At 65.4% G+C, this 13,137-nt stretch carries 12 protein-coding genes; 9 read left to right on the plus strand and 3 right to left on the minus strand.

The genetic code is table 11. The features are described 5' to 3' along the window. Positions 1-441 precede the first annotated feature (441 nt). Positions 442-2,400: an exonuclease domain-containing protein gene (locus ACXIUA_RS10050; protein WP_457976744.1), complete on the minus strand. Its 1,959-nt coding sequence runs from the start codon at positions 2,398-2,400 to the stop codon at positions 442-444. A gap of 155 nt (positions 2,401-2,555) precedes the next feature. Between ACXIUA_RS10050 and ACXIUA_RS10055 the strand changes: the two genes are divergently transcribed. The 5 genes from ACXIUA_RS10055 (at position 2,556) to ACXIUA_RS10075 (ending at position 7,517) form a co-directional block, all read left to right on the plus strand. Continuing rightward, complete coding sequence (locus ACXIUA_RS10055) at positions 2,556-3,536, plus strand: hypothetical protein (RefSeq protein ID WP_457976745.1); 981 nt, start codon at positions 2,556-2,558, stop codon at positions 3,534-3,536. Between the two features lie 54 nt (positions 3,537-3,590). Then, on the plus strand, positions 3,591-4,703 hold the full coding sequence (locus ACXIUA_RS10060; RefSeq protein WP_457976746.1) for a sensor histidine kinase: 1,113 nt from the start codon (positions 3,591-3,593) through the stop codon (positions 4,701-4,703). Continuing rightward, positions 4,700-5,338 (plus strand): response regulator, encoded by a 639-nt coding sequence (locus tag ACXIUA_RS10065; protein WP_457976747.1) that lies wholly within the window; start codon positions 4,700-4,702, stop codon positions 5,336-5,338. Before ACXIUA_RS10060 ends, ACXIUA_RS10065 begins: the two co-directional genes overlap by 4 nt. Positions 5,339-5,403: 65 nt before the next feature. Then, positions 5,404-6,105 carry an ABC transporter ATP-binding protein gene (locus tag ACXIUA_RS10070; protein ID WP_457976749.1) on the plus strand — a complete coding sequence of 234 codons (702 nt, stop codon included), beginning with the start codon at positions 5,404-5,406 and terminating at the stop codon, positions 6,103-6,105. Next, positions 6,102-7,517, plus strand: a complete 1,416-nt coding sequence (locus ACXIUA_RS10075; RefSeq protein ID WP_457976750.1) for an ABC transporter permease — start codon at positions 6,102-6,104, stop codon at positions 7,515-7,517. Before ACXIUA_RS10070 ends, ACXIUA_RS10075 begins: the two co-directional genes overlap by 4 nt. Here the strand turns inward: ACXIUA_RS10075 and ACXIUA_RS10080 are convergent. Both ACXIUA_RS10080 and ACXIUA_RS10085 read right to left on the minus strand, forming a co-directional pair. Then, the gene (locus ACXIUA_RS10080) at positions 7,514-8,392 is read right to left on the minus strand and encodes a hypothetical protein (RefSeq protein ID WP_252931000.1); all 879 of its coding nucleotides are present in this window, start codon (positions 8,390-8,392) and stop codon (positions 7,514-7,516) included. The genes ACXIUA_RS10075 and ACXIUA_RS10080 overlap by 4 nt on opposite strands. Before the next feature lie 209 nt (positions 8,393-8,601). After that, positions 8,602-9,534, minus strand: a complete 933-nt coding sequence (locus ACXIUA_RS10085; protein ID WP_256006121.1) for a 1,4-dihydroxy-2-naphthoyl-CoA synthase — start codon at positions 9,532-9,534, stop codon at positions 8,602-8,604. A gap of 106 nt (positions 9,535-9,640) precedes the next feature. On the opposite strand from ACXIUA_RS10085, the gene ACXIUA_RS10090 reads away from it, so the two are divergent. From ACXIUA_RS10090 to ACXIUA_RS10105, 4 genes are read left to right on the plus strand one after another with little or no spacing between them, the layout of a single operon-like run. Further along, positions 9,641-9,889 (plus strand): FeoA family protein, encoded by a 249-nt coding sequence (locus ACXIUA_RS10090; RefSeq protein WP_083290805.1) that lies wholly within the window; start codon positions 9,641-9,643, stop codon positions 9,887-9,889. A 2-nt stretch (positions 9,890-9,891) separates the two neighbouring features. Then, positions 9,892-11,799 carry a ferrous iron transport protein B gene (gene feoB, locus ACXIUA_RS10095; RefSeq protein ID WP_256020562.1) on the plus strand — a complete coding sequence of 636 codons (1,908 nt, stop codon included), beginning with the start codon at positions 9,892-9,894 and terminating at the stop codon, positions 11,797-11,799. After that, on the plus strand, positions 11,799-12,044 hold the full coding sequence (locus ACXIUA_RS10100) for a FeoC-like transcriptional regulator (RefSeq protein WP_070477483.1): 246 nt from the start codon (positions 11,799-11,801) through the stop codon (positions 12,042-12,044). Before feoB ends, ACXIUA_RS10100 begins: the two co-directional genes overlap by 1 nt. Before the next feature lie 9 nt (positions 12,045-12,053). After that, positions 12,054-13,013 carry an o-succinylbenzoate synthase gene (locus ACXIUA_RS10105; protein ID WP_256001121.1) on the plus strand — a complete coding sequence of 320 codons (960 nt, stop codon included), beginning with the start codon at positions 12,054-12,056 and terminating at the stop codon, positions 13,011-13,013. Positions 13,014-13,137: the final 124 nt, after the last annotated feature.

Consider the following 13,137-nt stretch of genomic DNA (forward strand, 5'->3'; position numbering starts at 1 on the left):
GTTGGGGGCGGGGGCTGGAGTTGGGCGGCCGGGGGCTAGGGTTGATCGCCTAAAAGTGAGTAAAAGGATTGTAGTATTCCGCTTTTCGCAAAGAATTTCGAGGATTACTACAATCCACCTACTACAGTTTGGAATTTTTTGGGGCTCGCGCCGCTGTTTTCGGGCGCGCGGCATGGTGGCGAGCGCGTTCCTAGAGCTGCGGTAAACGTGCAGCTCACGGGTGACGTACCCGTTTCTGCAACGATTTCGCACCCGCTTTTGCAACGGTTTTATACCCGCTTTTGCAATTTGCGGACTGTGAGTGGCGGCGCGGACGCGCTTCTTTGTGGAAGCGGCTGGTCTCGACCGTAAGGAAGGGGGTGAGATGAATGCCTCAAGCTGATTCCGGTAACCAGCCGGACAAACCCAACTGAATATCAGACACGCACAAGGCCTGGCGCTCTACCCCCGCAACTTGCCGATCAATGCCATCACGCCCGAGACCCCCGCTGTCAGCATTCCGGCCAACGTGGCCAGAGCGAGCATCCCGGCGATGAAGGACTCGGCCTCCGGGTCGAACGTTTCCAGGCACAGCCCGAAGAGCACAAACGACACCACCGTGATGATCACCGACCGCTTGAATACCTTCCCGGACTTGGAGCGTCGCTTCGGGGCGGTAGCAGGCGTGAGCAGCGCGGGATCGTACAGCGTCGATTGGGCGGGGACCGGTGCGTGCAGCGGGGCATACGCTGCGGCAAGTAGCTCCTCAGGTGTCAGTTCATTGGTGGCAGGTCGGGGCTTTGTGGCTGCAGGGCGTGGCGCTGGAGCAGGCTGCGCCTCCGCAACAATCTCCGGAGCGACCTCCTCAACAACCGCCGCCTCCACCTCAGCCGTCTCCTCGACGCCGTCGACGGCGAGGTCCACCACCATCTCCACAAGCTGGCTGCACCGCTTCGGGCCGACGCCGTGCAGGTCAAGTAGGTCGTCGGCGCTGGCGTTGAGCATCTCCGGGTGCTCGAGGCTCCACATGGCGAGGTAGCGGTCGATGCCGCGCCCGGTCGCCTCGGGGACGTGGTGGGGTTTGAGGTTGTCAGCGATCTCGTGCAGTGGGCGGTCCGGGTGTTGTTCGATCCACGCGGCGGCGATGCGCGCACTCGACGCGCCAACAGCGTGCGACTGCTCGGTGGTCAGCCAAGAGAACTGCTCCGGGGCTGAAACAGGCGCAGCGGCATCAGGGGCAGCAACCGGTGCGTCCTCGGTCGAATCCTCCATGGCCTTCAGTAACTGGGCGAAGTGGGTCTCGCTGATGATCGGCACGTTGTTCTCGCGTGCTTGCTTCGCCTTCCCGCTCATCGAGTCCGGATTCGCCGCAACAAGGACGGCGCACGTGCGGGTCACGCCACCGACGTCGAGGCCTGCGGCGGTGGCGCGGTCGGTCCAGACGTCGCGAGGGATGTCGAGGGCTCCGGTGAACGCGACGCGGTCGCCCGGGCGCAGGGCGAAGGTGGCGGGGGTGGGGCCGGAGGTGGGCTCGTCGAGAAGCGAGCGCACGAGCTGCGCATCGACGTTGAGCGCCTCGGCAATGTCGAGCAGCGTGGCGCGCTCCTCGTCCGTGATGACGCCATCGGCCCAGGCCTCGACGGCGAGCTGGCGCGTGAACTCCTCGTTGATGGCGTCGACGTCGTCGGCGCTGAGGCCCGCGGCGATGGCGGTGGATTCGAGGCGGCGCATCTCGGTGCGGGAGATGGCGCGGTCCACAAGTGCGCAGGTCAGCTCGGCGCGGTAGTCGGCTTCGTTCTTGGTGGTGGCCGTCGGCAAGGCGCGCGAAAGCTGCCCCGCCCAGGACGGCTCGCCGCCGCGGGGGAGGCACGGGGCCTCGGCTGCGGGGGAGGTGAACGTCGCCGCCGGATACTTCTCGACGTCCACTCCGTTGCCCACGCACAAGTAACGGAGGAGCTCCGCGGTCGCCTCGGCGTCCGCGAGTGCGGAGTGCGCAAACCGGTTCCGGATCTTCGCGATGCCCAACGCCTCACTCAACTTGCCCACGCCCATGTACTGCTTCGTCAACCGCATCGTGTCCAGCCACTCGCACAAGCCGTACTCCGCGCCGGCGCGCGCGAACTCGTTGGTCAGGAAGCGGTGCTCAAACGACGCATTGTGCGCCACCAGCGTGCGACCATTGAGCAGCGAGCCCAGGTACGGAGCGACGTCGCGAAATAATGGTGCATCCACCACATCGGTCGCCGTGATCTTATGGATGTAACTATTCGGAATGTCGCGCTCCGGCTGGATCAGGGTCTCCCACGTGCGCTCCACGGAGAAGTCGGGGCGCAGCAGCACCACGCCGATCTCCACAATGCGGTCCTGGTTGCTCAGCCCTGTCGTCTCCAAATCGACGACCGCAAACCCATTCCGGCCCATTCCTGCTCCTTTGTCCATCCGTGTTGGGGGCGTCATTCAATATAAGGCACGCCTCCGACACCGCGGGGCGGAGTCGGTCGGATGTTCGATGGAACCGGCGGGGGAGTTGTGGTCGCCGCGTAACGCCCGGCACCGTCTGTGCCGATTACATGGGCATGAAGAAGATCATCGCATCGGCCGTCGCTGCGGCGACCGCCTTCACCGCCCTCGCCACGACCCCGGCCCACGCCGCCCACCTCGCCCGCACTGACAGCGGCCAGTGCCGCGTCGTCCTCAACGACGCCGAGCGCGGCCCCGCCTGGCAGGCCGAACGCATCGCAAAAACGCTCACGCACGGCATGTACGCCACCGCCGTCGCCGAAGCATTCGAGGCAACCTTCGAGGGGCTCAAACCACTTGGCGACGCCCACCTCGACCAACCAGCCATCATCTCCTACCAGCAACTCCGCCTGGAAGGGCAGGAGCCCGGCGAGCGTCCCGACTACGACGCCGCCCGCGCCGCCACTAAGGAAAAACTGGCCAAGCTAGGCCTGGTTTCCACCGACGCCGACTTCTACCTGGACATGAAGCAGGGTGCCCAGATTCCGCTTTCACCAGCGGGCAAGGCGCTGCAGGGCTCGGCGCGCTGGTACATCGGTATCGACGGCTCCGTGCCGGAGGTGACCAGCCTCGGGGAGAACTACGTATTTGGCCGTACCGGCGACAACACTGCTCGGTTCCTGAACCACGTCCAGGACTGGAAGCGCGCCGCGTTTGCCTCGAACATGTCCGATACTTACTTTGCCAAGGCCACCGACTCACTCGAGTCCCGCTACTACTACTTGCTTAAGCAGGCGCAACAGTGCAGTGACAACCCACCGCTTATCTTCAGCACCCAGAACGCAGACCTGCCAGCACCGCCGGTACTGAAGAACACCCTGCCGGGCCAACCAGCCGACCCTTCCACACCCGAAACGCCGACCCCGGAGCAGCCCGCGCCGAAGCCGGAGCAGCCGCAGAACTTTGACGCCAAGCTCGGCCAGATCATCGGCATCATCGCTGCGGTTCTGGCAGCGCTGGGCGGGTTGTTCGCGCTGCTCAAGAACGCCGGCATCAATGTGCCGGAGCTTCCGAAGATTCCCGGGCTGAACAAGTAAATCTCCTACCCTGGGAGGAGGCGCGTGCTCGGTGTTGCCGATAGGCTTACGCCCATGCGCTACAAACCGGGTGACCTTGTGCTCGCGGTCGCTGTTGCCATCTTGGCGGCGGTGTACACCGCGAGTGCGTTTACCCAACCCACACATGCGGCCAGTTGGGGCCAAGCCGTACTGTCGTGGGGCTTCGTCGCGGTGTGCGTGGTGCTCACGAGCAAACCCAAGTTCTCCTCGATTGCCCTTATCGCGCTGAATGTTGCCTGGTCTGCGTTGTGGCTGGCAGCGCCGATCAACCTTGGCTTTTCCCCGTGGGTGTTGGCGGTCCCGGTGGCCACCTTTATCGCCGGGCGGTTCACCGAGAAGCGCTTCGCGTTGGGCGTCCTCACCGCCGCGTGCGGGTGGGCGCTGCTGTCGCCGTTCATGTGGACATGGGACGACAACTTCGTGTTGTTCTACCGGCACGGGGCTGATCTGGGGATCACGCTTGCACTGCATTGGGGCGCGTGCGCGGTGGGGTACTTGCTCGGGGCGAATTTGGCGGCTGAGGAGGCGGAGCGGCGTCGAGAAGCGAACGCGAAAGAGCAGCGCCTCGCGGCAGCGCGCGAGGAGGAACGCCGCGCCATTGCCCGCGATATCCATGACCTGCTCGGCCACTCCCTGACCCTGATCAAGGCGCAGGCCAATGCCGGGTTGGCGGCCGGGCAGGAGCGGGAGGCGCTGCAGCAGATCAACGAGGCCGCCGGGCAGTCGTTGTCGGAGATTCGCCTGCTTGTGCGCGGCCTGCGTGAGAGCGATCATGCGTTTTCGCCGGCGGCGGGGATCCCTGACCTGCCGTCGTTGGTGCAGCGCTACCGCGATGCCGGTCTGGAAGTGTCGCTGGAAGCACCAGCAGTGGATGTCTCCCCGGTGACCTCGCTTGCTACTTATCGCATCGTAGCGGAGGCGTTGGCAAACGCGGCGCGCCACCAAGTCGATCCCGCTGTGATGGTTCGGATCGCACCGGGCGAGACTGTGGTGGTAGAAGTCGTTTCTACAGGCCAGATTCGACCCCAACCAGGCGCCGGCGTTGGGCTGGAGGGGCTGCGCGAACGCGCGGCAAGCGCCGGTGGCACGCTGAAGACATGGCAGTCAGGGGAGACGTTTACCGTGCGGGCGGAGTTGGCAGCATGATCCGCCTGCTCCTTGCCGACGACCAACCGCTCCTCCTCAGCGCCCTCCGCACCATCTTGGACGCCCAGGACGACATCACCGTCGTCGCCACCGCCGCCGACGGCGCCGAGGCCGTGGAGCAAACCCGCGCCCACCGCATCGACGTGGCGGTGCTGGACATCCGCATGCCAGTACTCGACGGCATCACCGCCGCCCGCACCATCATGGAAATGGGCCCACGCGTGATCATGCTGACTACCTTCGACGACGACACCTTGATCCATGCGGCTATCGACGCCGGCGTGCACGGCTTTCTTCTCAAAGACGCCGAACCCGACGTCCTGGCCAACGCCGTGCGCGCTGTCGCCCGCGGCGAATCGGTCCTGGCCCCCGGGGTGACCGGCCGCGTGATGGAATGGGTCCGCGACGGTGCGGGCACCCAAGAATCCGCCGCCGCGCTGGAGGCGCTGACGCAACGCGAACGCGACGTGCTCGCAGAAATTGGCCGCGGCGCCACGAACGCTGAAATCGCCGCCACACTGTTTATTGCAGAGACCACGGTGAAAACGCACGTCTCTAATCTGCTTGCCAAACTTGGCGCGCGCGACAGGGTGGCGCTCGCCTTGATTGCGCAGCGCGCCGGGATCTCCTCCTAGAGGAGGAGGCAGTTTGGTCCCACCGACCGATGTGGTGGCTTTGCTGGGTGACGACCATGAATGCCATGACTGATACGCAACTTGCTTGCCGCGGCGTGGCTGTGTCCTTCGGGGACCACCACGTACTTCGCGATGTGTCGTTGACCACCACCCCGGGCCGAGTCCACGCGCTGCTCGGCCCCAACGGTGCCGGGAAATCGACGCTGATGTCGGTGCTGCTCGGCCTGATCGAACCCGATGCCGGCGAGGTAACACTGATGGGGCAGCCCTTCGCCCGTGAGGCGCTGCGCCATGTCGGCGCCTCCATCAACGACCCTGCCTTTTACAGCCACCTCAGCCCCCGCAACAACCTCCGCGTCCACACCACGCTGCTGGGCCTTCCCGACAGCGAAGCCGACCGGGTTCTCGAACTGGTCGGCCTCCAAACCGCGGGCAAGAAGAAAGCCGGAACGTTTTCCACCGGCATGAAGGGACGCCTCGCCCTCGCTCAGGCGCTGCTCGGCGAGCCAGAGGTGCTCATTCTCGACGAACCACAAAACGGTCTCGACCCCGAAGGCATTGCCCACCTGCGCGACTACCTCCGCGAATACGCACGTGCCGGGCGCACCGTCCTGGTCAGTTCCCACCAACTCGGCGAAGTGCTGCACATGGCCGACGACGCCACCGTGATCGCAGGCGGCGGCGTCCGCTTCGCAGGCGAGCTCGCGGAACTGGGCCCCAACCTAGAAGAGTCATTCTTCCGGCTCACGTCAGGTGATGACCGATGACCCTCCTACACGCCGAATGGATCCGTGCGCGCGGCTCCATGCTGTGGTGGCTCGCCGGAGCAGGCCTGCTGGTTGGCGTGCTGCTGACGTTGTTCGCCCTGGCCGGAAACGTCGAAACCGCGTCGAACCTGCTCTACCCGCAAGGACTGTTGGTCACCGGCATGGCTGCTCCCGCCGCCGCGCTGTTCGCCGGTTTGGCCGAAACCCGCGAACGTGACGCCCGTGGCGGCGGCACATTGTGGCGGCCGGTCTCACGGGTGCGAACGCGAGCCGCCCGCATCGCCGTGGTGTGGCTGGCGCTGGCCGTGTTCGTTGCCCTTGACTTTGTCGTACCGGTTGCCGCCGGCCTCATGTTCAACCTAGACAACACAGCCGCGATCGCACTCGTCGGCTTGTTTGTGTGGCTGGGCATGCTCGGTCCGGCAGGCCTCGCCGCCGCGTCTACGCGACGCATCGGGATGCTGCCGACCATCATCCTCGGCTTTTTCTTCACCATCGAGCTTGGCTACTTCGCCGAACGCGACTGGTGGTGGGCCAACCCCGGCGCCTGGCCAATTCGGTTGGTGCTGCCGACCATGGGCCTGCACTTCAACCTGCTGCCCCTCGACGCCACGGATCCGATGGCGGGGGAGTCTCCTGTGCTTGCCCTCATCCTCACGCTGGTGCTCGCAGCAATTGGCTTTGTAGTGGCCGCCCTCGTACCACCGCGCACCCGACCTATATTGCGCCGCCGCCGAGTCCACCACGTCACCGCACCGCTGGCCACTTCTCCGGCGACGCCACGCACCGAAGCCACCGGATACGTGGCTGCGGTGAAGGGGGTTGCGATGGCGGCGAGGGTGTCGTCGATACGCGTCTTGCTCCTGCTCACCGCCCTGGTGCTGCTGTTCTCGCTGGCATATCCGGTGGATGTGCGTGAGGCGATGTTCACCTACATCATCCTGCCGATAGGGGCGGGCGTGCTTCCCACACTGGTGTGGCCGAAACTGCGTCCCGCCTGGGCGCTCATGCAGGTCGAACACCCACACGTCCGCGCCGCATTGGCCACTTGGTGCGTTGGAGTCGTCGCACTCGTCTGCGCGTTCGGAGCGGCCGTGGTTGGCGACGCGCGCTTCGGACTCCTCGCGTTCCTCGCCGGCAGCGTATTGGCCCTCACCGCACTTGCCATCACCGTCCGCTTCGGCGTGGCATGGGCGCTGGCTGCGGCGATCCTGGTCACGATCGTCTCCGCCACGATCGGCGGCGACGTCCTCGCGCAATCTGCGTTATGGATCCTTGCCGTCCCCGCATGGCCAGCTACCGCCACCGGTACACGAGTGTGGGTTGCGGCTGCGGTGGGGCTGGTGCTGCTGGCGGTGGTTGTAGTGCTGCTGATGCGGACGCTGCGCGGGATGCGCCCAGTACGACGCTAACCCGCCGGAGTGAGGCGTCCGTCCGCCGTGTAGCGACCATCGGGGGAGTTGTAGAAGGCGTGGGCGTGGTTGTCGTCGATAAGTAAGTGCCACGTGCCGCCGTTATCGCAGGTGCCCTCGGTGATCGTCTCCCGGAAGCCATCCTCGGTTCTCGTGAGCTGCCCTGCACAGCCGAGCTCAGGGTAGGTCACCGCGATACCGTCCGCGGTTGGCGCGAACCAGACACGGAACTGCTGCCCCTGTAGGTGCTCGACCTCGGATACCTGACCCATCGTGCCCTCCATTGGACCTTTGAGTTCTGGAGGTTTGATTGTGCCCAGCGCCGCCGCGGCCGTCGTCGGGTGCCAGGTGATACGGGTGAACTCGCTGAGCGGATTGCCGACGACCGTCTCCTCCGGACCCCACACCTTCTCCAAACGCTGACCCCGCAGCTCGAAGTGCGTCACGTGCAAGAGAGGGCTTTCGGCTTCGTACTGGTCCAAGCCCGGCTGCGTGCCGTTGGTGAACACAGTCGGGTACGGGTCGTCCGAGTCGATGAGGTAGTCCTTCGTCCAGCTCAGCGTGCCGTCCTGGGCCCGCAACACGCGAATTGGAGAAGGGCCGTCAGCACCAGCGCGCAGCAGCAGTTCCGGCTCAAGATCGCCGTTGATATCTAAGACGTCGTAGGCGAACGTGCCGTCCAAGCCGTCGAGATCTGCGAAGAACCGCGCCGGGTCCGCGATGGCGTCGGCGTACAGATCACGGGTGGAGGGCACCGGTGCTTCAGTCGCGGGCGTGCCCAGTGTTGTTTCCGGCACGGGCGCTTCCGGCACAGGCGCCGTGCCGCAGGAAGCCAGCAGGAGAGTGGCGGTGATGAGAGGCAGATAGCGCTTCATGGCACCACGCTACAGAAAACTAGAAACCCGAAGAAAGTTCCCAACCTATTCGTGATCGCCGGAACCATTTTCGTGGACAGCCGTTGTGACCTAGGGAAATGTAACCGTTGGTCGACCGGAACCGGCCCCAAACGCAAAATAGTTCCCCGGCGGCGGGAACTATTTCAAAGGGGCACGAAGGGGAGAAAACCGCTAGGTCACATACCTACCTAGTAGTAGAACGGGAAGTCGTCCCAACGGGGCTCGCGTTTTTCAAGGAAGGAGTCGCGGCCTTCGACGGCCTCGTCGGTCATGTAGGCGAGGCGGGTTGCTTCACCGGCGAAGACTTGTTGGCCCATGAGGCCGTCGTCGACAAGGTTGAAGGCGAATTTGAGCATGCGCTGTGCGGTGGGGGACTTGCCGTTGATTTCGCGGGCGACCTGGATGGCCTCCTCTTCCAAGGAAGCGTGCGGGGCGACGATGTTGACGGCGCCCATGCGCTGCATCTCCTCGGCAGAGTAGGTGCGGCCGAGGAAGAAGATCTCGCGGGCGAACTTTTGACCCACCATCTTGGCCAGGTAGGCGGAGCCGTAGCCGGCGTCGAAGGAGCCGACGTCGGCGTCGGTTTGTTTGAACCTGGCCTCCTCCTTCGAGGCGATGGTCAGGTCGCACACGACGTGGAGTGAGTGGCCGCCGCCGGCTGCCCAGCCGCTCACCACCGCGATGACCACCTTGGGCATGGTGCGGATGAGGCGCTGGACCTCAAGGATGTGCAGGCGTCCGCCCTCGGCCTTGACGCGCGCTTCATCGACGGTGTCGGCGGTGTCGCCGCCCGCGTACTGGTAGCCGGAGCGGCCACGGATGCGCTGGTCGCCGCCGGAGCAGAACGCCCAGCCGCCGTCCTTCTCGGAAGGCCCGTTGCCGGTCAGCAACACCACGCCCACAGAAGGGTCGCGCCTGGCGTGGTCGAGTGCCCGGTAGAGTTCGTCGACGGTGTGGGGGCGGAACGCGTTGCGTACTTCGGGGCGGTCGAAGGCGATGCGGACGATGCCGTCGGCGCGTGTGGTTCCTACGTGTCGGTGGTAGGTGATGTCGGTGAAGTCAAAACCTTCGACCTCGCGCCATTGGGTTGGGTCGAATGGTTGCGCAGTGGAATAGCTCATGGCTTTGTAGTCTACGGTGCCGACGGCAGCTCGGGGCACCCCCACAGGGAGGCAACCACTGTATAAGGCATTGCTTACCTAATGGGCTCGGAGTTAAATCAAACGTATGAGTCTGATAACGAAAACTGCCGAGGGCACCCTTGCCCGCATCCCCGTCGGCGACAGCGCCGTTATCGCGGCGCTTGACACTACCCCTACCGTCGCGCGTCGCCTGCAGGAGCTTGGTCTTCGCCCAGGCCAGCGCGTGAGCATTATGCAGTCCACGGCTGGTGGTGGCCGCGTGATCAAGGTGGCAACCTCCCGCTACGCCCTCAGCGCTGACGCGCTGCGTGGCATCAAGGTGAGCGTGGCATAGCCATGGCCGATTTCACCCAGGTTCCGTCGTGTTGCGGGCCGCACGCAGATACCGCCGTCAAGGGCGAGCCCACCATCGCGCTGATCGGAGCTCCGAACGCCGGCAAGTCCACCTTGTTTAATGCGCTGACTGGCGCGAACGTGAAGATGGGCAACTGGCCTGGCACCTCCGTGGAGATTTCTCGCGGCGTGTGGGCGGGTTCCTATAACGTGATTGATTTTCCTGGCGCCTACTCGCTGGATCCGCAGAGCCCTGACGAGGAGCTCACTCGCGAGCTGCTGCTGGAGCGTTGCCCGGCGGAGCGTCCGGATGCGGTGGTGGTCGTCGTTGATGCGGCGAACCTTGCGCGTGGTTTGTATATGGTGGCGCAGCTCGCGGAGACGCCGTACCGCATCGTGGTTGCGTTGACCAAGATGGATGTGGCCCGCGCGGAGGGCATTGCGGTGGATGCGGCGGCGCTGCAGAACGCGCTTGGGTTGCCCGTGGTCGCGGTCGATCCGCGTAAGAGGGATGTGCGCGGTCTGCGCGAAGTTATCGACGCCCAGCTCGCCGAACCAGCGGTCACCCTGCGCCCAGTGGCTACCACTGACGACTTCGAGCTTGCCGACGCCCGCTTCGCCTGGGTCGACGCCGCCGTCGAAGTTGCTGCGACCGACACCGGTCACCAGCAGACTTTCACCGAGCGCCTGGATCGCTTCGCGTTGCACCCGGTGATCGGCCCGCTGATGTTCCTGGTGGCGATGTGGATGGTTTTCGAGATCACCACGACTGTGGCGAAGCCGTTGCAGGATGGCCTGGAGGGCTTTTTTGGCGGCCCAGTTTCTGACGCGGCGCTCGCGGTGCTGCCGGATATCGGCTGGCTGCGAGGGCTGGTCGTCGACGGCCTCATTAACGGCGTGGGCATGGTGCTCACGTTCGCGCCGCTGATGGCGCTGATGTTCCTGTGTCTCGCTGTGCTGGAGGATTCTGGTTATATGGCGCGCGCGGCCGTCGTCGCGGATCGTGTGATGCGTGCGATGGGCTTGCCTGGTAAAGCGTTCATCCCGCTCATTGTTGGCTTCGGCTGTAACGTGCCGGCGATTTCGGCGACGCGCGTGATGGGGGATCCGCGCCACCGCCTGATGACGGCCCTCTTGGTGCCGTTCGCGTCCTGCAGTGCGCGCCTGACGGTGTACGTCATGCTGGCTGCGACGTTCTTCCCGGATCACGCGGGCACCGTCGTCTTCGCGATGTACGTCATTTCTATCCTGCTTGTCGTGCTGACGGGCTTCGCGTTGCGCAAGGTGTTGTGGTCCACGATGGGCACCGAGCCATTGGTCATTGACCTGCCGGTGTACCAGCTGCCGGGCGCGCGCCTGGCGCTGTCGGTGATGTGGGCGCGCTTGCGTGGCTTCCTTGAGACCGCGGGCAAGATCATCGTGGCGACCGTCGTCGTGGTGTGGGCGCTGCAGTCCACCCCGGTGACCTCCGAGGCAGAGTTCGGCGAGGTTGCCCCGCAGGAGTCGGTGTACGGCACTGTCTCTGACGCGATCGCCCCTGTCTTCGCGCCTGCAGGCTTCGACTCCTGGTCCCTGGCCGGCCCACTGATCACCGGCTTTGTGGCCAAGGAGGCCGTCATTTCCAGCTGGGCGCAGACCTACGCGCTGGAGGAGCCCGAGGAGGGCGACGGCAACTCGCCGCTGAGCCAGGCGATCCGCGAAGACTTCAACCAGGCCTCCGGCGGGCACGCGATACCTGCAGTGTGGGCGTACATGCTCTTCCTGCTGGCGTACACCCCGTGCGTGGCCACGCTTGCTGCGCAGCGCCGGGAGATCGGCCTGAAGTGGACGTTGTTCGGCGTCGCACTGCAGATGGTGATGGCGTGGGGCCTGGCCGTCGGTGCGTTCCAGCTGCTGAAGGTGTTCTTCTGATGAGTAGCGGACCGATGTCGGCGGTGCTCGGCGCACTGCGCGAGGGCTGCGTGAGCCGCGAGGAAATCGCGCGCCGCACCAACCTGTCACCCATGACTATCGACGCCGTCATGGCCCACCTCGAGGCCACCGGCGAAGTGCAGCGTCGCGCCCTCAACGACTCCTGCGCGGGCGGCTGCGGTGGCTGCCCCTCGCGCGGGGCGTGCACGTCGGGTCCTGTCGCGTTGGTGCTCGGCCGGCGCTAGCCTGGCGGTATGCCTTTCCTTCTGCCTTCTGTTGACGAGGTCCTCGAGCGTTCCCACGTTGTAGCCCTGCCCATGGCGGTGAAGTTCCGCGGGATCACCACGCGCGAGGCCCTGCTTATCGACGGCCCCTCCGGCTGGGGCGAGTTCTCTCCCTTTGTGGAGTACGGCCCTGAAGAGTCCGCGCAGTGGCTGCGCTCCGGTTTGGAGGCCGCGTTCGATGGTCTGCCGGAGGCCTCCGGACCGGTGCCGGTGAACGGCACGGTGCCCGCGGTGGATGCGGCGCAGGTGGAGGAGGTGTTGGAGCGTTTCCCGGGGATCGGGACGTTCAAGATCAAGGTGGCCGAGGCTGGCCAGACGCTCGCCGACGATGTTGCGCGCGTTGAGCGAGTGTGCGAGCTGCGCCCCGACGCCACCCTGCGCGTGGACGCGAACCGGGGGTGGAGCGTCGAAGAGGCGGTGCGCGCCGCCGAGGCGCTGGGGGAGCTGGAGTACATCGAGCAGCCCTGCGGGAGCGCGGAGGAGCTCGCGGAGGTGCGGGCGAGGGTGCGTACGCCGATCGCGGCGGACGAATCGATACGCCGGGCCGCTGACCCGCTGCGTGTCGCCGAGCTGGGTGCGGCGGATGTTGCCGTGTTGAAGGTTGCGCCGCTCGGGGGAGTGCGCCGCCTGCTGGCGCTGAAGCAGAACTTGGGGATGGATGTGACGGTGGCGAGCGCCCTGGACACCGCGGTGGGGATGTACGCGGGGCTGGTGGCGGCGCGGTGCGCGGACTCGCGCGCGGCGGGATTGGCTACGCAGCGGCTGTTCGTAGAGGACGTCGCGAAGCCCCGCCCACTTATCGATGGCTGCCTCGAAGCCACCCCTGTTACCCCCGATCCGGCGCGTCTGCACGAGTTGCGGGCTCCCGCGGAACGTCGCGACTGGTGGTTTCAGCGCGTTCGGGACTGCATGGACACCATGCGGGGGTAAAAACGTGCCCGGGCGGGGGTGGAAATGTTTGATTAATCTGTGCATTCTTGCGACATTTGATGTGTGAGGGCGTAACGTCTCCCACGCGAGGGTGTGAAAGATCACCTTTTTAGCTGTTGTGTGA

This window comes from Corynebacterium sp. UMB8791, from assembly GCF_054166365.1.

Excerpts from the sequence above, each read along its gene's own strand:
- ACXIUA_RS10050 (WP_457976744.1), bottom strand. The coding sequence starts at position 2,400 with ATGGGCCGGAATGGGTTTGCGGTCGTCGATTTGGAGACGACAGGGCTG.
- ACXIUA_RS10055 (WP_457976745.1), top strand. The coding sequence starts at position 2,556 with ATGAAGAAGATCATCGCATCGGCCGTCGCTGCGGCGACCGCCTTCACC.
- ACXIUA_RS10060 (WP_457976746.1), top strand. The coding sequence starts at position 3,591 with ATGCGCTACAAACCGGGTGACCTTGTGCTCGCGGTCGCTGTTGCCATC.
- ACXIUA_RS10065 (WP_457976747.1), top strand. The coding sequence starts at position 4,700 with ATGATCCGCCTGCTCCTTGCCGACGACCAACCGCTCCTCCTCAGCGCC.
- ACXIUA_RS10070 (WP_457976749.1), top strand. The coding sequence starts at position 5,404 with ATGACTGATACGCAACTTGCTTGCCGCGGCGTGGCTGTGTCCTTCGGG.
- ACXIUA_RS10075 (WP_457976750.1), top strand. The coding sequence starts at position 6,102 with ATGACCCTCCTACACGCCGAATGGATCCGTGCGCGCGGCTCCATGCTG.
- ACXIUA_RS10080 (WP_252931000.1), bottom strand. The coding sequence starts at position 8,392 with ATGAAGCGCTATCTGCCTCTCATCACCGCCACTCTCCTGCTGGCTTCC.
- ACXIUA_RS10085 (WP_256006121.1), bottom strand. The coding sequence starts at position 9,534 with ATGAGCTATTCCACTGCGCAACCATTCGACCCAACCCAATGGCGCGAG.
- ACXIUA_RS10090 (WP_083290805.1), top strand. The coding sequence starts at position 9,641 with ATGAGTCTGATAACGAAAACTGCCGAGGGCACCCTTGCCCGCATCCCC.
- feoB (WP_256020562.1), top strand. The coding sequence starts at position 9,892 with ATGGCCGATTTCACCCAGGTTCCGTCGTGTTGCGGGCCGCACGCAGAT.
- ACXIUA_RS10100 (WP_070477483.1), top strand. The coding sequence starts at position 11,799 with ATGAGTAGCGGACCGATGTCGGCGGTGCTCGGCGCACTGCGCGAGGGC.
- ACXIUA_RS10105 (WP_256001121.1), top strand. The coding sequence starts at position 12,054 with ATGCCTTTCCTTCTGCCTTCTGTTGACGAGGTCCTCGAGCGTTCCCAC.